The 17,464-nt window shown below is 62.7% G+C and carries 25 protein-coding genes; 14 read left to right on the top strand and 11 right to left on the bottom strand.

What is annotated here, in order from left to right; all coding sequences use genetic code 11:
- Window positions 1-74: 74 nt before the first annotated feature.
- From HB777_32895 to HB777_32880, 4 genes are all read left to right on the top strand, one after another.
- Window positions 75-1,271 carry a phosphoglycerate kinase gene (locus HB777_32895; GenBank protein QND68281.1) on the top strand — a complete coding sequence of 399 codons (1,197 nt, stop codon included), beginning with the start codon at window positions 75-77 and terminating at the stop codon, window positions 1,269-1,271.
- A gap of 188 nt (window positions 1,272-1,459) precedes the next feature.
- Window positions 1,460-2,485: a fructose-bisphosphate aldolase class I gene (locus HB777_32890; protein ID QND68280.1), complete on the top strand. Its 1,026-nt coding sequence runs from the start codon at window positions 1,460-1,462 to the stop codon at window positions 2,483-2,485.
- A 177-nt stretch (window positions 2,486-2,662) separates the two neighbouring features.
- Window positions 2,663-3,400: a DUF899 family protein gene (locus HB777_32885; protein ID QND68279.1), complete on the top strand. Its 738-nt coding sequence runs from the start codon at window positions 2,663-2,665 to the stop codon at window positions 3,398-3,400.
- A gap of 83 nt (window positions 3,401-3,483) precedes the next feature.
- Window positions 3,484-4,197, top strand: coding sequence for an SGNH/GDSL hydrolase family protein (locus tag HB777_32880; protein ID QND68278.1), 714 nt, complete (start codon window positions 3,484-3,486; stop codon window positions 4,195-4,197).
- A gap of 22 nt (window positions 4,198-4,219) precedes the next feature.
- Here HB777_32880 and HB777_32875 read toward each other — a convergent pair whose 3' ends face one another.
- Both HB777_32875 and HB777_32870 read right to left on the bottom strand, forming a co-directional pair.
- Entirely contained in the window at window positions 4,220-4,381 is a 162-nt protein-coding gene (locus tag HB777_32875) for a hypothetical protein (protein QND68277.1), read from the bottom strand.
- 117 nt (window positions 4,382-4,498) lie between these two features.
- On the bottom strand, window positions 4,499-5,446 hold the full coding sequence (locus HB777_32870; protein ID QND68276.1) for a ring-cleaving dioxygenase: 948 nt from the start codon (window positions 5,444-5,446) through the stop codon (window positions 4,499-4,501).
- Window positions 5,447-5,755: 309 nt separating this feature from the next.
- Between HB777_32870 and HB777_32865 the strand changes: the two genes are divergently transcribed.
- From HB777_32865 to HB777_32850, 4 genes are all read left to right on the top strand, one after another.
- Window positions 5,756-5,923 carry a hypothetical protein gene (locus tag HB777_32865; protein QND68275.1) on the top strand — a complete coding sequence of 56 codons (168 nt, stop codon included), beginning with the start codon at window positions 5,756-5,758 and terminating at the stop codon, window positions 5,921-5,923.
- Between the two features lie 84 nt (window positions 5,924-6,007).
- Window positions 6,008-6,598 (top strand): glutamine amidotransferase, encoded by a 591-nt coding sequence (locus HB777_32860; protein QND68274.1) that lies wholly within the window; start codon window positions 6,008-6,010, stop codon window positions 6,596-6,598.
- 74 nt (window positions 6,599-6,672) lie between these two features.
- Entirely contained in the window at window positions 6,673-7,080 is a 408-nt protein-coding gene (locus HB777_32855; GenBank protein QND68273.1) for a hypothetical protein, read from the top strand.
- Window positions 7,081-7,208: 128 nt separating this feature from the next.
- Entirely contained in the window at window positions 7,209-7,928 is a 720-nt protein-coding gene (locus HB777_32850) for a YafY family transcriptional regulator (GenBank protein QND68272.1), read from the top strand.
- 167 nt (window positions 7,929-8,095) lie between these two features.
- Here the strand turns inward: HB777_32850 and HB777_32845 are convergent, their stop codons facing one another.
- The 3 genes from HB777_32845 to HB777_32835 form a co-directional block, all read right to left on the bottom strand.
- Complete coding sequence (locus HB777_32845) at window positions 8,096-8,791, bottom strand: DUF1013 domain-containing protein (protein QND68271.1); 696 nt, start codon at window positions 8,789-8,791, stop codon at window positions 8,096-8,098.
- Window positions 8,792-9,290: 499 nt separating this feature from the next.
- On the bottom strand, window positions 9,291-9,431 hold the full coding sequence (locus HB777_32840) for a DUF1127 domain-containing protein (protein ID QND68270.1): 141 nt from the start codon (window positions 9,429-9,431) through the stop codon (window positions 9,291-9,293).
- Window positions 9,432-9,624: 193 nt separating this feature from the next.
- Window positions 9,625-10,635, bottom strand: a complete 1,011-nt coding sequence (locus tag HB777_32835; protein ID QND68269.1) for an NAD(P)H-quinone oxidoreductase — start codon at window positions 10,633-10,635, stop codon at window positions 9,625-9,627.
- A gap of 123 nt (window positions 10,636-10,758) precedes the next feature.
- On the opposite strand from HB777_32835, the gene HB777_32830 reads away from it, so the two are divergent.
- The 3 genes from HB777_32830 to HB777_32820 all read left to right on the top strand — a co-directional run bounded on the left by HB777_32830 (window position 10,759) and on the right by HB777_32820 (window position 12,588).
- Window positions 10,759-10,953: a DUF1192 domain-containing protein gene (locus HB777_32830; protein QND68268.1), complete on the top strand. Its 195-nt coding sequence runs from the start codon at window positions 10,759-10,761 to the stop codon at window positions 10,951-10,953.
- Window positions 10,954-11,044: 91 nt separating this feature from the next.
- Window positions 11,045-12,292: an MFS transporter gene (locus tag HB777_32825; protein QND68267.1), complete on the top strand. Its 1,248-nt coding sequence runs from the start codon at window positions 11,045-11,047 to the stop codon at window positions 12,290-12,292.
- 32 nt (window positions 12,293-12,324) lie between these two features.
- Window positions 12,325-12,588, top strand: a complete 264-nt coding sequence (locus HB777_32820; protein QND68266.1) for a winged helix-turn-helix transcriptional regulator — start codon at window positions 12,325-12,327, stop codon at window positions 12,586-12,588.
- A gap of 34 nt (window positions 12,589-12,622) precedes the next feature.
- Here the strand turns inward: HB777_32820 and HB777_32815 are convergent, their stop codons facing one another.
- The 4 genes from HB777_32815 to HB777_32800 all read right to left on the bottom strand — a co-directional run bounded on the left by HB777_32815 (window position 12,623) and on the right by HB777_32800 (window position 15,051).
- Window positions 12,623-13,087, bottom strand: coding sequence for a polyketide cyclase (locus HB777_32815; GenBank protein QND68265.1), 465 nt, complete (start codon window positions 13,085-13,087; stop codon window positions 12,623-12,625).
- A gap of 11 nt (window positions 13,088-13,098) precedes the next feature.
- Entirely contained in the window at window positions 13,099-13,434 is a 336-nt protein-coding gene (locus HB777_32810; protein ID QND68264.1) for a helix-turn-helix transcriptional regulator, read from the bottom strand.
- Window positions 13,435-13,439: 5 nt separating this feature from the next.
- Entirely contained in the window at window positions 13,440-14,096 is a 657-nt protein-coding gene (locus HB777_32805) for a glutathione S-transferase family protein (protein ID QND68263.1), read from the bottom strand.
- Between the two features lie 118 nt (window positions 14,097-14,214).
- Window positions 14,215-15,051 carry an alpha/beta hydrolase gene (locus HB777_32800; protein QND68987.1) on the bottom strand — a complete coding sequence of 279 codons (837 nt, stop codon included), beginning with the start codon at window positions 15,049-15,051 and terminating at the stop codon, window positions 14,215-14,217.
- 100 nt (window positions 15,052-15,151) lie between these two features.
- On the opposite strand from HB777_32800, the gene HB777_32795 reads away from it, so the two are divergent.
- From HB777_32795 to HB777_32785, 3 genes are all read left to right on the top strand, one after another.
- Window positions 15,152-15,670 (top strand): helix-turn-helix transcriptional regulator, encoded by a 519-nt coding sequence (locus HB777_32795; GenBank protein QND68262.1) that lies wholly within the window; start codon window positions 15,152-15,154, stop codon window positions 15,668-15,670.
- A 77-nt stretch (window positions 15,671-15,747) separates the two neighbouring features.
- Complete coding sequence (locus HB777_32790) at window positions 15,748-15,981, top strand: hypothetical protein (protein ID QND68261.1); 234 nt, start codon at window positions 15,748-15,750, stop codon at window positions 15,979-15,981.
- Between the two features lie 165 nt (window positions 15,982-16,146).
- Window positions 16,147-16,578 (top strand): heme-binding protein, encoded by a 432-nt coding sequence (locus HB777_32785; protein QND68260.1) that lies wholly within the window; start codon window positions 16,147-16,149, stop codon window positions 16,576-16,578.
- Window positions 16,579-16,587: 9 nt separating this feature from the next.
- Here HB777_32785 and HB777_32780 read toward each other — a convergent pair whose 3' ends face one another.
- Both HB777_32780 and HB777_32775 read right to left on the bottom strand, forming a co-directional pair.
- Window positions 16,588-16,989, bottom strand: coding sequence for a hypothetical protein (locus tag HB777_32780; protein ID QND68259.1), 402 nt, complete (start codon window positions 16,987-16,989; stop codon window positions 16,588-16,590).
- A gap of 245 nt (window positions 16,990-17,234) precedes the next feature.
- A complete protein-coding gene (locus HB777_32775; GenBank protein QND68258.1) occupies window positions 17,235-17,417 on the bottom strand; it encodes a 50S ribosomal protein L32 in 183 nt (60 codons plus the stop codon).
- Window positions 17,418-17,464 lie beyond the last annotated feature (47 nt).

The following is a 17,464-nucleotide window of genomic DNA, read 5'->3' as shown; positions in this document are numbered from 1 at the left end:
CGAACCCGGCCCGAGCCTTGCATCATCGTCGGCGCGGGGTATGGTCCCCCGATTTTTCGCGAAAAGGAACCCGCATGGCCGCCTTCAAGACCCTCGACGACATCGGCAACATCAGCGGCAAGCGCGTGCTGGTGCGCGTCGACCTCAACGTTCCCGTCGCGGACGGCAAGGTCACCGACGCCACTCGCATCGAACGCATTGCGCCGACCATCGCCGAACTGTCGGCCAAGGGTGCCAAGGTCATCCTGCTTGCCCATTTCGGACGGCCCAAGGACGGTCCTTCGCCAGAATTCTCGCTGGAGCCGATCGCCAGGGCGACGGCTGATGTGCTCGGCCGCCCCGTTGGGTTTGCCTCCGATTGCGCCGGCGACATAGCGGGAAGCGCCATTGCCGCCATGAACAAGGGCGATGTCCTGCTGCTCGAAAACACCCGCTTCTACAAGGCCGAGGAGAAGAACGATCCGGCCTTCACCGAAAAACTCGCCGCCAATGGCGATATCTTCGTCAACGACGCCTTTTCCGCCGCGCACCGCGCCCATTCGTCGACCGAGGGGCTGGCACATCTGTTGCCGGCCTTTGCCGGCCGCACCATGCAAGCCGAACTCGAAGCGTTGGAGAAGGGTCTGGGAAAACCAGTCCGTCCGGTCGTCGCCATTGTCGGCGGCGCCAAGGTCTCGACCAAGATCGACCTGTTGATGAACCTGGTGAAGAAGGTCGACGCGCTGGTCATCGGTGGCGGCATGGCCAACACCTTCCTCGCCGCGCGCGGCACGAATGTCGGCAAGTCGCTGTGCGAGCATGATCTCGCCTCGACCGCCAAGCAGATCATGATCGAGGCGGCCGAGGCAGGCTGCGCAATCATCCTGCCGGTCGACGGCGTCGTCGCTAAGGAGTTCAAGGCGGGTGCCGCCTGCGAGACCGTCGCCATCTCGGACGTGCCGGCCGACGGCATGATCCTCGATGTCGGCGCCAAAACCGTGACGACCATCGGCGAATGGATCGACCGCGCCGCGACACTGGTCTGGAACGGCCCGCTCGGCGCCTTCGAGATCGCGCCCTTCGACCATGCGACGGTGGCGGCGGCCAAGCACGCGGCGGCACGCACCAAGGCCGGCAAGCTGGTCTCGGTCGCCGGCGGGGGCGATACGGTGGCGGCGCTCAACCATGCCGGCGTTGCCGACGACTTCACCTATGTCTCGACCGCCGGCGGTGCTTTCCTGGAATGGATGGAAGGCAAGCCGCTGCCCGGCGTCGATGTGTTGAAGCGCTAAAGCATTTTGCAGCCAGGCGGAAACGCTTGGCGTCGCAGAAATGCGGCTAAACCAAACAACTCGATCAACACTAGGAGAGCGAACAAGGGCGCCCGAGGCTTTCAATCGATTCGAGCTTTCCGATGCCATTCCTTTGGCGGTAGACTTCCGTTAAGCGCGGAAAAAACAACCGTTGCAGGAGAAGCAGAATGAGCGAACGTCTCGAAGACATTGCCGCCGCGATCGTCGCCGACGGCAAGGGCCTGCTGGCCGCCGACGAAAGTTCCGGCACCATCAAGAAGCGCTTCGACGTCATCGGCGTTGAATCGACCGCCGACAGCCGCCGCGACTACCGCGAGATGATGTTCCGCGCCAGGGAGGCGATGACCCGCTACATTTCCGGCGTCATCCTCTACGACGAGACGATCCGCCAGAAGGCCGCCGACGGCACGCCGCTGGTCGACATCATCAAGGCGGCCGGCGCCATCCCCGGCATCAAGGTCGATGCCGGCGCCAAGCCGCTGGCAGGCTTTCCCGGCGATACCATCACCGAGGGCCTCGATGGCCTGCGCGAGCGCCTTGCCGACTATTACAAGCTCGGCGCCCGCTTCGCCAAATGGCGCGCGGTGATCGACATCGACCAGGCCAAGGGCGTGCCATCAGCCACTTCGATCGGCTCGAACGCCCATGCGCTTGCCCGCTATGCCGCCCTTTGCCAGGAGGCCGGCATCGTGCCGATCGTCGAGCCGGAAGTGCTGATGGACGGCGCTCACGACATCGACACCTGCTACGAGGTCTCGAAGGCAACGCTGATCAAGCTCTATGACGAACTCCATGCAGCGCGCGTCGTGCTGGAAGGCACCATCCTAAAGCCCAACATGGTCCTGTCGGGGAAGAAGTCGGGCACTGTGGACAGCCCCGAAAAGGTCGCTGAGATGACCATAAAACTGTTCCGCGAAACCGTACCGGCAGCGGTGCCGGGCATCGCCTTCCTTTCCGGCGGTCAGGAGGACGAGGAGGCGACCGCCAACCTCAACGCCATCAACGCCATCGGCCCGCACCCGTGGCAGCTGACCTTCTCCTACGGCCGCGCGCTGCAGGCCGCGCCGCAGAAAGCCTGGAGCGGCAAGGCCTCGAACGTCGCCGCCGGCCAGGCCGCCTTCACCCATCGCGCCCACATGAACCATCTGGCAGCGCTTGGAAAATGGAAGGCAAGCCTGGAACAGGCCGCCTGATCACGGTTCTTTCTTCCTCCTTCAAACCCGGGCCGATGCGCCCGGGTTTTTTGTTTGTGACGTTCCGGGCTTGGGATGGAGCCTCTCCGTCCTTATTTCCCCTTCGGCAAAACCCGACAGCAATGTCGGTTTGCGCCCATCCTGAACGTCCTTGGGATGACAGACAGGGAGAGGTTCATGCATCGCAACAAGATCGTTTCACGCGAAGACTGGTTCCAGTCGCACAAGGCACATCTGGCCCGTGAGAAGGAACTGACGCGGCTTCGCGAGCGTGTTGCGGCCGAGCGGCGGGAACTGCCCTGGCTGAAGATCAGGAAAGATTATGTCTTCGAGACCGAACAAGGGCCGAAGAAACTGGCCGAGCTCTTCGCCGGCCGCAGCCAGTTGATCGTCTATCACTTCGTGTTCGCGCCCGGTTCCAATCATCACTGCGAAAGCTGTGCTTTCGTCGCCGACCATATGGACGGCGCCAATCATCATCTCAGGCATCATGACGTGTCGCTTGTCGCCGTATCGAGGGCGCCACTCGCAGAGCTGCTGCCCTACAAGCAGCGCATGGGCTGGACATTCGACTGGGTGTCTTCCTATGCCTCGGACTTCAACTTCGATATGCAGGTGTCCTTCACCGACAAACAGATCGCATCCGGCGAAGCGGTCTATAATTTCGAAACACCGGTGCTGACGTCGAAGGACCTGCCCGGCACCACTGTCTTCTACAAGGGCGAAACAAGTGACATCTTCCTGACCTTCATGTCACGCGCCCGCGGCAGCGAGCAGTTCATCGGCACTTATCAATATCTCGATATTGCTCCGAAAGGCCGTGACGAAACCGGCCCTTACCGAACCTTCATGGACTGGGTGCGGCTGCACGACGAATATGGAAACAGGTCGCAACCGGACGATGCATGCCCTTAGGGCATCGGCCGGCGATGCAAGGGATCGTTCACCTCGGCCCAAAGATGCGATAAGCCTGCCGCAGATCATTCCACGGTGTCGCCATGCGTTTCCCAGCCCTTCTCACCTGGCTCGCCTTCCCGGTCTACATCTGGCAAGGCCTCGGCGTGCGACGCCGCACCACGCGCATGCTGCCGGCGCAGGGGCCGGTCATGCACGAAATATCAGGCAAGGCGCCTGATATCTCGCTTCTGGTGCTGGGCGATTCGTCGGCCGCTTCGGTCGGAATCGGCAATTCGGAAGATGGGCTTGCCGCGCAGCTCGCCGTGCTGATTTCACAAAGTACGGGCCGCGCCGTGCGTTGGCGGGCGGCCGGCTTCAATTCGGCGACGTCGGGCCAGATCCGCGACCATGTCCTGCCCAATCTGTCGGCCGATCCATGGACGCATATCGTGCTGGCCATCGGCACCAACGACACCAAGAATTTTCACTCCGTGCCGCGCTTCAAGAAGGAGTTCGGCGGGCTGCTCTACGGCCTGCGCGCCAAATGGCCGGAAGCACGTGTGGTGTGGTCGCCGGTGCTGGAGTTCACGCGGGCGCCGGCGATGCCGCCACTGCTCGGCAAAATTCTTGAAATCCGCGCGACCGAAATGAACCGGATGGGTGAGCGCCTTTGCCTGGAGCGCGGTGCGGTGCCGGCGCCGCGCCTGCCGATCACCAATCCTGAAGAAGGGTTTGCCTCCGATGGCTTTCACGCCTCGGAAGCCGGCTACCGGGCCTGGGCCGAGCATCTCGTCGGCCCAGTGCTTGGCAACTGAGCACCGACGGCACGAGTCCGTCCTACGTCAAATGCCCGAGCACGGCCGCCAGTGAGATCGCGGCCATGGCGAGCAGCGCCAGCTTCCAGAAATCACCGCGTCGCTTCAGGCCAGGCCAGCCAAGCGGCTTGATCAGTTGGATGACCATGAAGCCGATGATGACAAGGGCAAGGAGTTTCGTCATGCCGCCTTTGACCAGCAACGCGGCCGGCTGTCAAAGCACGTCCTTCGTTGCCCGGGAAAGAACGGGCGCCGCGTTCCCGAACGGAGACGCGGCGCCCGCCCTTGACCGCGGAGCGATCTACTTCAGCGGCTTGAGGCCGGCCTCGATCGAAGCGCGCTTGGGTTCGAGGAACGGCGGCAGGGCCAGGCTCTCGCCCAGCGTTTCCAGCGGCTCGTCGGCTGTGAACCCCGGCCCGTCGGTGGCGATCTCGAACAGGATGCCGTTCGGCTCGCGGAAATAGAGCGAGCGGAAATAATAGCGCTCGACCTCGCCGCTCGACGGCAGCCGGAACTCGGCCAGCCGCGCCGTCCATTGATGCAGCGTCTCCTGGTCCGGCGCCCTGAAGGCGACATGGTGAACCGCACCCGCACCTTGCCGTGCCGGCGCCAGTCCCGGCTGCACCAGGACATGCAACTCCGCCGCCGGCCCGCCCTCACCCATTTCGAAGACGTGAACCTGGCCCTCCGGCGAGGCATAGTCGCGGGCCTTGCGCATGTTCATCACCTTGGTCACCACCGCCTCGGTGTTGGTGATGTCGGGGACGCTGATGACGATCGGCCCGAGCCCGCGGATCTGGTGCTCGGCCGGTACCGGGCTTTGCGCCCAGGGATGGCTGCCGCCCTTGCCGCCATCGCTGACCAGACGCAGACGCTGACCTTCGGGGTCTTCGAAATCCAGTGACGCATAACCGCCGATGTCGGCGATCTCTCCCGTCACGATGTTTTCGCCGGTCAAATGCTGTTTCCACCAGGCAAGGCTCTCCCGGCTGCCGACCCTGAGGCTGGTCCGCACGATGCTGTGCGTGCCGCGCCGCTCGTGGCCAACCGGCCAGTCGAAGAAGGTAAGGTCGGTGCCCGGCGTCGCTTCGCCATCGGCATAGAAGAGGTGGTAGGCCGAGGTGTCGTCCTGGTTCACCGTCTTCTTGACCAGCCGCAGGCCCAGCACCTTCGTATAGAAATGAAGATTGCCCGGCGCATTGGCGGTGATGGCGGTCAGATGGTGGATTCCTGTCAGTTGCAGGCTCATGGTCGTCTCCCTGGTTTTGGGGAAGAATTTTCTCTCTCCATATCAGAACTGCTGCACCATTGCTGAAGGCCGCGTATTCCGACAGTCCGTCGCCGGAAGCTGAACGAAGGCGCCTTGACCAGTGTCGTTGTGGTGAACAATCAGCACGGAGCATGCCTATGCCAACCACGGTTCGATGCCGTGAAAGAAGGATCCCCTTCCCGGCAAATGCTCCGGTCGGAATTATCGCCGCCGCCCTGCCATCCTCCTGACAGACTGCTGTCAGGAGGGGTGTGCGATAGTGTCTCCATCAGAAAGAGGAGACTAGCCATGAACGGTTCCACCATTCTGCGCGGCGTACAGCACTATGTCGGCAAGATACGCACGATACGCAACGAGATCCGCACCCAGCGGTTCATGAACTCGCTGCCGGCGGACATTCGCAAAGATATCGGCTGGCCGGACATGTATGCCGACCGTCGCCTTCGCGGCAATTGAGACGAAATTTTCGAAGCCGCGGTTGGATGTGGGCGCGTCAACGCCCAGATAACAAGTCCGGCGCGCGAGGGATGGAGCGAGCTTATGCCCGAACAAAAGACAATCGGCTTTCTTTTCATCGAAGGCTTTGCCGACTGGGAATATGGGCTGCTGGCGGCTTCGGCGGTCGAATGGTTCGGCGCCCGCGCCGTATCGCTGACGCCTGACGGCAAGCCGGTGACCGGGATCAGTGGTTTCCGGCTGACGCCTGATCAATCGGCCAAGGCGGATGAGAACAACGATCTCGACGCCATCGCCGTCATCGGCTCCGACGGGTGGGCCGGCAAGGCACCGCCGGACGTCGCCGAACTGCTCAATGCTGTTGCATCGCGCGGCGGCGTGGTCGGCGGAATCTGCGCCGGGACGCTGGCACTGGCCCGCGCCGGCCTGTTCGAGAAAGCCAAACACACCAGCAATGGCCGTGACTGGATCAATGGTCATGAGGCCGGCTATGTCGGCGACAGCAACTACCAGGATGTGCCGTATGCCGTGGCTGACGGCAAAGTCGTTTCCGCGCCAGGCTCGGCGCCGGGCACTTTCGCGCTCGCCTTTCTGAAGACGCTCTATCCCGAAAGAGGCGGCGATCTCGCGCAGATGCGGACGCTGTTCGCCAAGGAGTATGCTGAAGCCTCCTGACAGTATGCTGTCAGGAGGCTCGTGCAATGGTGCAAGCCTCAGACACTGTGCATCGGCGGTCGAAAGGACGATCGATGAAGAGTTGGAACGACAGACTGAACACACCAGGCATCAACGGCGTCAAGCCGACGCCGCGCACGATGGCCGATGTCGTCGAAGGTCAGCCTATGCTGGTGCCGACAGCGCGCCAGGTCGATGATTTCATCCGCTCGATTCCGGAAGGCGTCGAGATGGATGTGCGCGCGCTGCGCACGGCGCTTGCCATCGAGCATGGCGCCGAAGTGACATGCCCGGTCACCATCGGCTACCATCTGCGTACCGTTGCCGAAGCCGCCAAAGAGGATTTGGAGCGCGGCATGACGTTGAGCGACGTGGCACCGTTTTGGCGCGTGCTCGATGCGAAAACGCCGACGACGAAGAAACTGTCCTTCGGCGCGGAGTTCGTCGCCGCGCAGCGCAAGCGCGAAGGGCTGAAACCATGATGCATGCCACCCAAAAGCGTTCTGCGGTTTTGGGATAACGGTATGTGAAAAAACGCGATGCGCGCCACCCAAAAGTGTTCTGCATTTTTGGGCGGCCTGCATGGAGACAACGCCGAGGGAACCATACGATGCGCCGCGCCGACAGGCTCTTCCAGATCGTGCAGCATCTGCGCGGTGGCCGTTTGGTCACCGCCCAGAAGCTCGGCACGTGGCTCGAGGTTTCCGAGCGAACCATCTACCGCGACATCGCCGACCTGCAGTCGACCGGGGTGCCGATCGACGGCGAGGCCGGCGTTGGCTACATGATGAGGGAGGGTTTCGACCTCCCGCCGCTGATGTTCACGCGTGACGAGATCGTCGCGCTGGTTGCCGGTGCCCGCATGGTGCGCGCCTTTGGCGGTGCTGCGATGGCGCGCGCCGCCGAGGAGGCGCTGGTCAAGATCGGCGCCGTCCTGCCCGATGCTGAAAAAGACCGTATCGCGCGCACAGAGATCCACACGCCGATGTGGGTGGTCAGCGACGCCGCGCGCGAGGCGATCGACCTGATCGAGCGCGCGGTCGAAAAACGCCAGGTGCTGACCATCGACTACTCAGACGAGGCCGGCCGCGGCACCGCTCGCGATATCCGTCCGCTTGGCCTGTGGTTCTGGGGCAAGGTGTGGACGCTGGTCGCCTGGTGCGAGATGCGCGACGATTTTCGCGCCTTCCGCATCGATCGCATCGCCTCCGTGGTCATCGCCGGCCGCATCTTCAAACCGGAGCGCGGCAAGCAGCTTGCCGACTTCTACCGGGCGGTAGAGCGCAGCGAGGATTATGGCATGGCACCGGATCGTGCGGCGCGGACCTAATGCATGTCGCTCAAAAGTGGCCCCGGTTTTGAGGAGACGACATGCATAGAAACAAAGACTTAGAGCGCGTCGCCTGAATCCGCTTCGACGCGACGCGCTTTAAGACCTGACGCACCCCACAAAAAAGCCCGCTCAAAGCGGGCTTTTTCTTGGAATGTCGGACAATCTTACTCGTCGTCGTCACTATCCGTGTTCTTCGACTTCAACGCCGAGAGCTTGGCGAACACGGCGTTGGCGTCGAGTTCGGCATCCTCGTCCTTCGGCTTCTCGGGAGCCGGCACCAGCCGCTCGGTCAGGGCCGCCGGCAGCAGCGTGTCACCGACCGGCTGCGCCTGTTCGCGACCGCGCGAGGCGCGGTTAACTTCCATGTCGAGGTCGATCTGCGAGGAAAGACCCAGCGTCACCGGGTCCATCGGCTGCAGATTGGCCGAGTTCCAGTGCTTGCGTTCGCGGATCTGCTCGATCGTCGACTTGGTGGTGCCGACGAGGCGCGAGATCTGCGCGTCCTTGAGCTCGGGATGGTTGCGCACCAGCCAGAGAATGGCATTCGGCCGGTCCTGACGCTTCGACAGCGGCGTGTAGCGCGGACCCTTGCGCTTGGATTCGGGCACCCGGACCTTGGGGTCGGAAAGCTTCAGGCGCTGGTTCGAGTCTTTCTCGGCACGCGCGATCTCGTCGCGAGTCAGCTGGCCGGTCATGATCGGGTCCATGCCCTTGATGCCTTGCGCCGATTCGCCGTCGGCGATCGCCTTGACCTCGAGCGGATGCAGCCCGCAGAACTGCGCAATCTGCTCGAAGGAAAGCGCGGTGTTGTCGACCAGCCAGACGGCGGTCGCCTTGGGCATCAGCAGCGTATTGGCCATTTAAAAATCCTTCTCGTTCGCCCGCGTTCCCGCGCGGGCGGTGGTTTAGAGCCACCAAAATGGGAAATTCGCGGTCTGTATAACCGCTCTCTTGCCGTTTCGCAACGTTTTTGGAAGCAATCGGCCGGAAGCCGTGGGGACTTCCCCAAATGGTTCCGCGCTCTCGGGCAGAACGACAAGCTGGCTTTGCTGGCGGGTTCCGGTCCTGGCAAAGATCCGTTCGAGATCGGTGCACCCTGTCTTGACGGTGATGTTGGAGCTTGCCGCTGCTTCCATCAGGGTTCGCCCTTGTGAAAGCGTCGAGCCAAGATGCCATGCGGAAGACTGAGGTCGATCCTACTCGATGACCGGTGTCGGTAGAGACGGCCGTCGATCATTCCCGCCCTCAAACGACAAAACCCGCCGGACTGGGTCCAGCGGGCTCGGAACCGCGACGAAAGTCGTCTGATGCGGCTCTGGCTTCTACGGCTTGGTCCGCCGGAGCGGACCAGACCTGGCTTCAGATGGTCTTGCGGGCGATCTTTTCGATGTCGGCGCGGTTGATGCCGAGATCGCTGAGCTGACGTGCGTTGAGACGGTTCAGTTCGCGGACGGTCTCGGTGTACATACGCCAGTTACGGAAAGCGCGGATCGGGTTCATGGTAGTCCTCCAGGATGATGTTCGTTTCGATGGTGCTCAAATAGGCATCATCGATGAGGACTTGAATGGCCGATTTTGCATAGCAATGATGCAAATGCTGCATTGCAGCATTAAGCTTCTGTTCATCTTGTAGGCAGCCACGGGCGCCGACCTCGCTCGCTCGGCCTGCAGGTCAAGCGAAGCAATGCCGCTGTCAGCCCACGTCGAGCACGATCTTGCCGATATGCTCACCGTCTTCCATGCGCTCATGCGCCCGCCAGGCTTCGCTGAGCGGGAAGATCATGTCCATGACAGGAGCCACCTTGCGCGTGCCGAGCAGCGGCCACACCTGCGCTTCCAGCGCCGCCGCGATCGCCGCCTTGAACTCGACGGTTCGCGGCCTCAGCGTCGACCCTGTGTGGGTAAGCCGCTTGACCATGATCTTCGAAAAGTCCGCGCTTGCGACAGCACCGGCTTGTACGGCGATCTGGACGATACGGCCCTCAACCGCCGCCGCCTCGTAGTTGCGCTGGACATAGTCGCCGCCGACCATGTCGAGGATGACATTGGCGCCCTTACCGCCCGTTGCCTCCTTCACCGCCGCGACGAAATCCGCCTCGCGATAATTGATGGCGCGGTCGGCGCCGAGCTTCAGGCAGGCATCGCATTTCTCCTTGCTGCCGGCGGTGGTGATGACATAGGCGCCGAAGGCCGAGGCAAGCTGGATTGCCGTCGTGCCGATGCCGGACGAGCCGCCATGGACGAGCAGCGTTTCGCCGCGCTTCAGGCCGCCGCGCTCGAACACATTGTGCCAGACGGTAAAATAGTTTTCCGGCACGGCCGCGGCTTCGGTGTGGGTGAAGCCGGCCGGCAGCGGCAGCACGCTGCCGGCATGAACCTTGACATATTCGGCATAGCCGCCGCCGGGCGTCAGCGCGCAGACGCGGTCGCCGATGCGCCAGCGCGATATGTCGTCGCCAAGGGCCGCCACTTCACCCGAGGCCTCGAGGCCCGGCAGGTCCGACGCGCCGGGCGGCGGCGGATAGGCGCCCTTGCGCTGCTGGACATCGGGCCGGTTGACGCCGGCGGCATGGACCTTGATCAGGATCTCGCCGGGACCCGGCTGCGGCACGTCACGCGTTTCCGGCCTCAGCACCCGTGGGCCACCTGGCTCCGAGATCGCGATGGCCGTCATTCTTGCCGGAATTTTCTGTCCGCTCGCCATGAGATTTCCCGTCTTTTCTCGCCGTTGTCCGACCGGCTGTTTGCATCGACGCCCCTGCCCTATGTATGCTGATTGCCAAATCAGGCAAATGGCCAATCTGGTCTTGGCGGAGGAGGAGCGACGATGGCGATCTTCGACGACGAACCCAAGAAGAAGGCACGCCCGCACGAGATCGGGCAGGACCTGTCCCTGCTTTCCGTTGGCGAGCTGTCGGAACGCATCGGCATCCTGCGCGACGAGATCGCCAGGCTGGAGGCCGAGCTCAAGGCCAAGGACAACACCAAATCGGCAGCTGAAGCACTGTTCCGTCGCGGATAGCAGCGCGGGCGCAAAGAGCCCGCCGCCGAAAAGCCCGAATGCGACTGTCTTCAGACCCAGCGCCCCTGTCAAACATGAGCCGGATCAAACAATGTTCGCAACCTACCGACCGATCCTCTCGCTGCTTCGCGGCACTGCCTTCCTGCTCGCGGCGTCTGGATTGCACGGGCTGCTGCTGCCCCTGCGCGGTCAGTTGGAAGGCTTCTCGACCGCATCGCTCGGCCTGATGGGCACGGCCTGGGCCGGCGGCTTCGTTACCGGCTGCTTCTTCGCGCCGCGCATCGTGCGCCGCGCGGGCCACGTGCGCGCCTTCGGCGCCTTTGCCGCATCCGGCGCCATCGTGGCGCTGCTCACCGGGCTGATCATCGACGAATATGTCTGGATCCTGCTGCGCGCCTTCACCGGCTTCACCATGGCCGGCGCCTTCATGGTCATCGAAAGCTGGCTGAACGAGAAGGCCACCAACGAGAATCGCGGCACCGTCTTCGGCCTCTACATGATGGTCACCTATGCCTCGATCATGGGCGGGCAGATGATCGTCGCCGGCGGCGACGTGAAATCGGCGTCGCTGTTCATGATCACCGGCATCCTGTTTTGCCTGTCACTTCTTCCAACCGCGGTCTCGAGCGCTTCCCACCCCAAACCGCTGCAGGATGTCTCGCTCGACGTCAAAGGCCTTTATGCCAACTCGCCGGTCTCCGCGGTCGCCTGCGTGTTGATCGGCATCGCCAACGGCGCCTGGGGCACGCTTGGCGCGGTTTACGGCGCCCGCATCGGCATTTCCACGGCCGAGATCGCCCTGATGATGAGCCTTGTGGTCGTTGCCGGTGCTGCCATGCAGCTCCCGGCCGGGCGTCTGTCCGACAAGACCGACCGGCGTTTCGTGCTGGCGGGGGCGGCTTTCGGCGCGGCCTTGTTCGCGCTCTTGATCTTCCTGTTCGAGCCACGCTCCAGCGTCTTCGTCATCGTCTTCACCGCAGCCTATGGCGCCTTCGCCTACACGCTCTATTCGATCGCCGTGGCCCATGCCAACGACCACGCGCGCTCGGAGGATTTCGTCAAGGTGTCGGGCGGCCTGTTGCTGCTCTATGGCTTCGGCACGATGATCGGACCCTTGCTGGCCGCAGCCCTGATGGGCTGGATGCGTCCGGAAGGCCTGTTCCTGGCGACCGCCTTCGCGCATCTTTGCCTGGCCGGCTACACGCTGCTGCGCATCAGCCGCCGCGCGCCGGTGCCGATCGGCGATCGTGACGCCTTCAAGACGCAGCCGGCCGACCGCTCGGTCACCCCGGAAGCATTGCGGCTCGACCCCAGAAGAAAAGCAGAAGCAGACGGTTGAGATTCGAAAGGCTTTGCCTCACTAATACAGGCATGATGTTTTCCGACGCCTTCATGGCGATTGCCGATCCCAACCGGCGCCATCTTCTGGAAGAACTTCGCCGCGGCCCGAAAACCGTCACCGAACTGGCCGCCGGCTTGCCGGTCTCACGTCCGGCCGTGTCGCAGCATCTGAAAGTCTTGCTCGATGCCGGGCTGGTCCACGCCAAGCCGGAAGGGACAAGGCGCGTCTACACGGTGAGCAACACCGGCTTCCTCAAACTCAACATCTGGCTCGATCAGTTCTGGGAAGCCTGACCCGTTCGGCCAGCCGCAACACGCGCCGCGAAGATCAAGCATCGCTCCGCAGGAACGCGCCGAGCGCGTCGAGCAATTCGCCCGTGCCATGTTCGCGCGTGGCTGACGTATCATGGCCGTCGAGGAAAGCGCCCTGCTCGGTCAGCACCAGCCGCGTGCCTTCGCCCTCGGCAAGAAGCTCGATCGTGGCCAGCGACACCGAGACACGGGTTTCGCCAAACAGCAGCTCGTAGCTGTAGACGATGCGCTGGTCCGGCACGATGTCCTGATAGACCGCGTTGTAAAAATGCATCTGACCGTCGCTCGGGCAGCCGGCATTGATCTCCTTGCCGCCGACGCGGAAGTCCATCTCGTGCCGGCTCGGCATCGGGTTGTCGGGGTCGGCGAACCAGCGTCGCTTGGCGGCCGGATCGCTCAGCGCGAAGTAGACCCTTGCGGGCGACGCAGGATAGAAGCGCTCGATGACAAAGGTGGAATGGACGACGGAACGTTGGGTCATGATTGCCTCCTTCAGGTCTCATCCTTGGTTTCCGCGAGAAAATCACCGAGCCGGTCAAGCCGGCGCTCCCAGGCCAGACGCCGCTCATTGATCCAGTGTTCCGCCGCTCTCAATGCCGTGGGCTCGATCTGGCAGGTGCGCACCCGGCCAAGCTTTTGCGTACGCACGAGGCCGCTTGCCTCCAGAAGGTTCAAATGCTGGACGACGGCCGAAAGCGACATCGCCAGCGGCTCGGCCAGTTGGCTGACCGAAGCAGGGCCGCGCGACAGCCGGTCGACCATCTGTCGCCGCGCCGGGTCGGCGAGCGCCTGGAACATCCGATCGAGCTGAGCGGGATCGTGCAGCATCAGGGTCAACCGTTGTTGTAGGGGAAGAACTTGAAGTAGGGCTGCGCCTCCTCGATCACCCGGGCGAAGGCCGGCCGCTGCAGCAGGCGGTCGTGATAGCGCTTCACGGCCGGATATTTGTCGCCGAACGGCTCGACCTTGTTGGCATAGAATAGTGCGGGGGACGCCGCGCAATCGGCCATGGTGAAGCTGTCGCCCATCGCCCAAATCTTCGACTGCATATCCTGCTCGATGATGGCGTAAGAATTGCGCAGCTGATCGCGGGCTTGCTCGACGCCGAATGGATCGGTCTTGTCGTCGGGGCGCAACCGGTCGCCGACGATCTTCTGCATCGGCTCCTGCACATAGAAGTCATAGAAGCGATCGGCCTGACGGACTGCCAGTGCAAGGTCGATGTCGGCGGGCACGAGGTCGAGCGGTCCGGGATAGTGCGCAGCCAGATATTCGACGACAATGGTCGATTCCAGCACCGTGCGGTCGCGCGCATCGTCGCGCAGAGCCGGCATCTTGCCGGTAGGCGAAATCTCCAGGAAGGTCGCGCGCGACTCGGCGTCGCCGAGATCGACGATGACAGGCGTAAACGGCGTGGCGTTCTCATACAGCGCGATCAGCGGCTTCCAGCAGAAGGAGGCCAGCGGATGGAAATGAAGCGTCAGGGACATTTTTTGCTCGTCTGTTTCGTCGTTCGTCGGTGGCCGGCGCTGTTCTGCTTGCCAAACACTGAAGCATTTACTTAACTATTGCGACCCGCGCCGTCCGTCAAGACCCGCCTGTGCCGCTTTAATTGGCTTGGATGTGAGCGACAACTGCCGCGGATATCTCCGTCCAATCGTTCGGATGCAGCTCATGGCCGCCGCCTTCGATGCGGATGAGTTTCGCGCCAGTAACCGCCTCGGCCAGCGCCTCGCCATGTTCGACCGGAAAGATCGGATCCGCCGTGCCGTGAATGACCAGCAGCGGCGCCGCCATTTCGTGCAGGCGGCCCTTCCAGGCGGCGCCGCCCTTGAGCATGAAATGGTTGGTCGCGCTCAGGAAACCGCCGGAGCGGTCGTAATCCCGCTCGATGAAAGCCCGCATCCCAGCCGCGTCGAAGGGATGCGCGATGCTGGCAATCGCGCGCGCATCCCGGACGATGAAATCGACCACCTGGCCACGCTCCGACCAATCGACTGTGGCCCCCTCGGCCGAATGCTTGATATAGGCCTCGGTCGTCCCGGGCAGATGCGAGGTATCCAACCCCACCGGCGAACTGCTGATCACAGTCAGGGAAATAACACGCGAGGGATGTTTCAATGCCACAAGCTGCGCGACCATGCCGCCCATCGACATGCCGACAACATGCGCCTTGCCGATGCCGTGCTCGTCGAGAACCTGCATTGCATCGTCCGCCATGTCGTCGAATGTGTAGGGCGGCTCTCCCGGTCTATATTTGGTCGACCGGCCGGTATCGCGATTGTCATAGCGGATCACGAACAGGCCGGCCTCAGTCAGTTTCCGGCACAGCGCCTCCGGCCACCAGAGCATGGACGCCATCGCCCCCATGATCAGCAACAGCGGCGGGTTCGCCGGATCGCCAAAGGCTTCGGATATGATCTTGGGTCGTTCGGTGGTCGTCATGACGCAGTCTCCCGTTTCATAAAACTGATTGCATTTTGCAATCGGTTGCACGATAATAAAACCGATACGATAATGCAACCGGTTTTGGAGAAAAAATCTCATGAGCATGGATCGCCGGTCCGGATGCCCGATCAACCTGTCGCTGGAAGTGTTCGGCGACCGCTGGAGCCTGATCATCCTTCGCGACATGATCTTCGGCGGCAGGCGCCATTTTCGCGAGATACTCAACGGATCGATGGAAGGCATCGCCTCCAACATCCTCGCCGACCGGCTGAAGCGCCTGATGGAGCTGGGCATGCTGACCAAAGCCGACGACCCCTCACATAAGCAGAAGGCGATCTACAGCCTGACCGAGATGGCGATCACGCTGGTGCCGATCCTGGCCCATCTCGGCGCCTGGGGCCGCGTCTGGCTGCCGGTCAGCGACGAACTGTCGATCCGCGCCGAACTTCTGGAAAAGGGCGGACAGCCGATGTGGGACAAATTCATGGATGAGTTGCGCCACGAGCATCTCGGCATGCCGCTCGATACAACAGGCCCTTCTGTCCGCGCGACCTTGCAGGCCGCCTATGAGGCGATGGTTGCCGGCAAAGCCCTCGCCGCCGGCACGGCCGCATAACCAACTTATTTTCCCGTTTTGGGGCCGGCTCTGCTAGAAGAGGCGGAAAATCACAATTTACGGGATTGGATAAGGTCTTGGTTGAAAACTCTCGGGATGCTGCCCGCGCGCGCGCCGACCTGCGCTTCAAGAAGCAGGAAGAGGCGGCAACCGTCCGCCAGAAAGCGATGGCCGAATACGTCGCCGAGAGCGACGCCCGCCAGGCCAAGACCAACAAGCTGCGGGCGCTGCGTCTCGCCAAGGAAGCGGAAGACCTCGCCAACGCGCCGGCGGCACCCGCCAAGAAGCCGGCCCGCGCCAAGAAAAAATAGCCATCCCCAGGCACGTCTGGAGCCACACAACGGCATGCCCGGATGGTGTCGGCGAAGGCCGCTTTCCATCCCGCCTCTTCACGCGAAGCAATTTCAACCGAAACCGGGATGTTATCTCGCCCGTCGACGGTCAATGATCGACGCGTTTTCAAACAGGAGACTGCCATGACCGCACTGCCGCTCGAAAAAGCCAGGCAAATCATCGATGCCGCCTTTGCCAAGGGCGCCGATCTCAAGCTCAAGCCGCTCGGCGTCTCGGTGCTCGATGCCGGCGGGCATCTGGTCGCCTTCCAGCGCCAGGACGGCGCCTCGTTCCTGCGCCCACAAATGTCGGCCGGCAAGGCCTATGGCGCGCTGGCCATCGGCATGGGCTCGCGTAAAGTCGAGGCCTTCGCCAAGGAGCGCCCGCATCTCGTCGCCGGCATCTCGGACGTCTCGGGCGGACGCGTGCTGCCGGTCGTCGGCGGCGTGCTGATCCGCGACAAGGCCGGCGCCATCATCGGCGCCGTCGGCATCTCCGGCGACACGTCGGACAATGACGAAGCCGCGGCAATCGCCGGCATCGAGGCAGCCGGCTTCACCGCCGATCCGGGCTGAGGCGTCAGTCTAATTTAGGTTGATATCCCGGCTGGCCGACCGCATCGACACCGCGAATCCGGCCAGCACATCGAACAGCGCGATGACCATCAGCGTGAAGAAGACGGAGTGGGCGGCGCCCTTCACCAGCAGGAACTCGACCAGGAACGCCACGAAGACCAGCGTCGACAGAAGGTGGTCCATGATCGAGGCATTGGTCGTGCGCACCGATTTCGCCATTTCGAGGAACAGAAAGATCAGCCCGATCAGCACCATCAGATCGCCAAGCGTCATCGAAAACACGCCGCCCGACATCATGCTGAAGGAGAAGACCTCGCTCGCCCACGGATCGTCACCGCTGCCGAATATTCCCAGCAGTCCGAGATTGTAGAGCACGAAAGGCACGATCAGCAGCGGAATGGCACCGAACATCTGGCGTCTCCATGTGGGGGCAATCCTTTGTAGAATGCGCCACAGGCACGTCGTCAAGATGTTTCGGCGGCGGCGCTGAACACGGTCGAAGACCGCACGCAACAACCATGTCAGCCGGTTGCCCGGCTCGAGAACTGCAACAATTGCCGCCTGCGCTTCGAAATGCGCGCTACCTGGCCCCCAAACGCAAAAAGACCGGCGACTGGCCGGTCCTTTTGTAACTCAAACCTTTGGGGAAGCTGGTCTCAGCTTTCCTTGGGCGTCAACACCTGGCGACCGCGATACATGCCGGTCTTCAGGTCGATGTGGTGCGGACGGCGCATTTCGCCGGAATTCTTGTCCTCGACATAGGTCGGGGCCTTGAGAGCGTCGGCCGAGCGGCGCATGCCGCGCTTGGACGGAGAGGTTTTTCGTTTCGGAACGGCCATGGATATGCTCCATTACATGGTCAAAAAGCCCCGCCCGCCCTCGTGAA

This window comes from Mesorhizobium loti (assembly GCA_014189435.1).
In the GTDB taxonomy this organism is placed as follows: Bacteria; Pseudomonadota; Alphaproteobacteria; order Rhizobiales; family Rhizobiaceae; genus Mesorhizobium; species Mesorhizobium loti_G.
This window is presented reverse-complemented; position numbering and strand designations above follow the sequence as displayed.

What these genes read in the sequence shown, in the direction of transcription:
- HB777_32810 (QND68264.1), bottom strand. Translation starts at nt 13,434, where the DNA reads ATGCTGCACGATCCCGCTCAGCTCGATCGGATGTTCCAGGCGCTCGCC.
- HB777_32805 (QND68263.1), bottom strand. Translation starts at nt 14,096, where the DNA reads ATGTCCCTGACGCTTCATTTCCATCCGCTGGCCTCCTTCTGCTGGAAG.
- HB777_32845 (QND68271.1), bottom strand. Translation starts at nt 8,791, where the DNA reads ATGGCCAATACGCTGCTGATGCCCAAGGCGACCGCCGTCTGGCTGGTC.
- HB777_32830 (QND68268.1), top strand. Translation starts at nt 10,759, where the DNA reads ATGGCGATCTTCGACGACGAACCCAAGAAGAAGGCACGCCCGCACGAG.
- HB777_32775 (QND68258.1), bottom strand. Translation starts at nt 17,417, where the DNA reads ATGGCCGTTCCGAAACGAAAAACCTCTCCGTCCAAGCGCGGCATGCGC.
- HB777_32785 (QND68260.1), top strand. Translation starts at nt 16,147, where the DNA reads ATGACCGCACTGCCGCTCGAAAAAGCCAGGCAAATCATCGATGCCGCC.
- HB777_32820 (QND68266.1), top strand. Translation starts at nt 12,325, where the DNA reads ATGATGTTTTCCGACGCCTTCATGGCGATTGCCGATCCCAACCGGCGC.
- HB777_32855 (QND68273.1), top strand. Translation starts at nt 6,673, where the DNA reads ATGAAGAGTTGGAACGACAGACTGAACACACCAGGCATCAACGGCGTC.
- HB777_32795 (QND68262.1), top strand. Translation starts at nt 15,152, where the DNA reads ATGAGCATGGATCGCCGGTCCGGATGCCCGATCAACCTGTCGCTGGAA.
- HB777_32825 (QND68267.1), top strand. Translation starts at nt 11,045, where the DNA reads ATGTTCGCAACCTACCGACCGATCCTCTCGCTGCTTCGCGGCACTGCC.
- HB777_32880 (QND68278.1), top strand. Translation starts at nt 3,484, where the DNA reads ATGCGTTTCCCAGCCCTTCTCACCTGGCTCGCCTTCCCGGTCTACATC.
- HB777_32865 (QND68275.1), top strand. Translation starts at nt 5,756, where the DNA reads ATGAACGGTTCCACCATTCTGCGCGGCGTACAGCACTATGTCGGCAAG.
- HB777_32870 (QND68276.1), bottom strand. Translation starts at nt 5,446, where the DNA reads ATGAGCCTGCAACTGACAGGAATCCACCATCTGACCGCCATCACCGCC.
- HB777_32815 (QND68265.1), bottom strand. Translation starts at nt 13,087, where the DNA reads ATGACCCAACGTTCCGTCGTCCATTCCACCTTTGTCATCGAGCGCTTC.
- HB777_32850 (QND68272.1), top strand. Translation starts at nt 7,209, where the DNA reads ATGCGCCGCGCCGACAGGCTCTTCCAGATCGTGCAGCATCTGCGCGGT.
- HB777_32890 (QND68280.1), top strand. Translation starts at nt 1,460, where the DNA reads ATGAGCGAACGTCTCGAAGACATTGCCGCCGCGATCGTCGCCGACGGC.
- HB777_32875 (QND68277.1), bottom strand. Translation starts at nt 4,381, where the DNA reads ATGACGAAACTCCTTGCCCTTGTCATCATCGGCTTCATGGTCATCCAA.
- HB777_32895 (QND68281.1), top strand. Translation starts at nt 75, where the DNA reads ATGGCCGCCTTCAAGACCCTCGACGACATCGGCAACATCAGCGGCAAG.
- HB777_32800 (QND68987.1), bottom strand. Translation starts at nt 15,051, where the DNA reads ATGACGACCACCGAACGACCCAAGATCATATCCGAAGCCTTTGGCGAT.
- HB777_32885 (QND68279.1), top strand. Translation starts at nt 2,663, where the DNA reads ATGCATCGCAACAAGATCGTTTCACGCGAAGACTGGTTCCAGTCGCAC.
- HB777_32860 (QND68274.1), top strand. Translation starts at nt 6,008, where the DNA reads ATGCCCGAACAAAAGACAATCGGCTTTCTTTTCATCGAAGGCTTTGCC.
- HB777_32780 (QND68259.1), bottom strand. Translation starts at nt 16,989, where the DNA reads ATGTTCGGTGCCATTCCGCTGCTGATCGTGCCTTTCGTGCTCTACAAT.
- HB777_32835 (QND68269.1), bottom strand. Translation starts at nt 10,635, where the DNA reads ATGGCGAGCGGACAGAAAATTCCGGCAAGAATGACGGCCATCGCGATC.
- HB777_32840 (QND68270.1), bottom strand. Translation starts at nt 9,431, where the DNA reads ATGAACCCGATCCGCGCTTTCCGTAACTGGCGTATGTACACCGAGACC.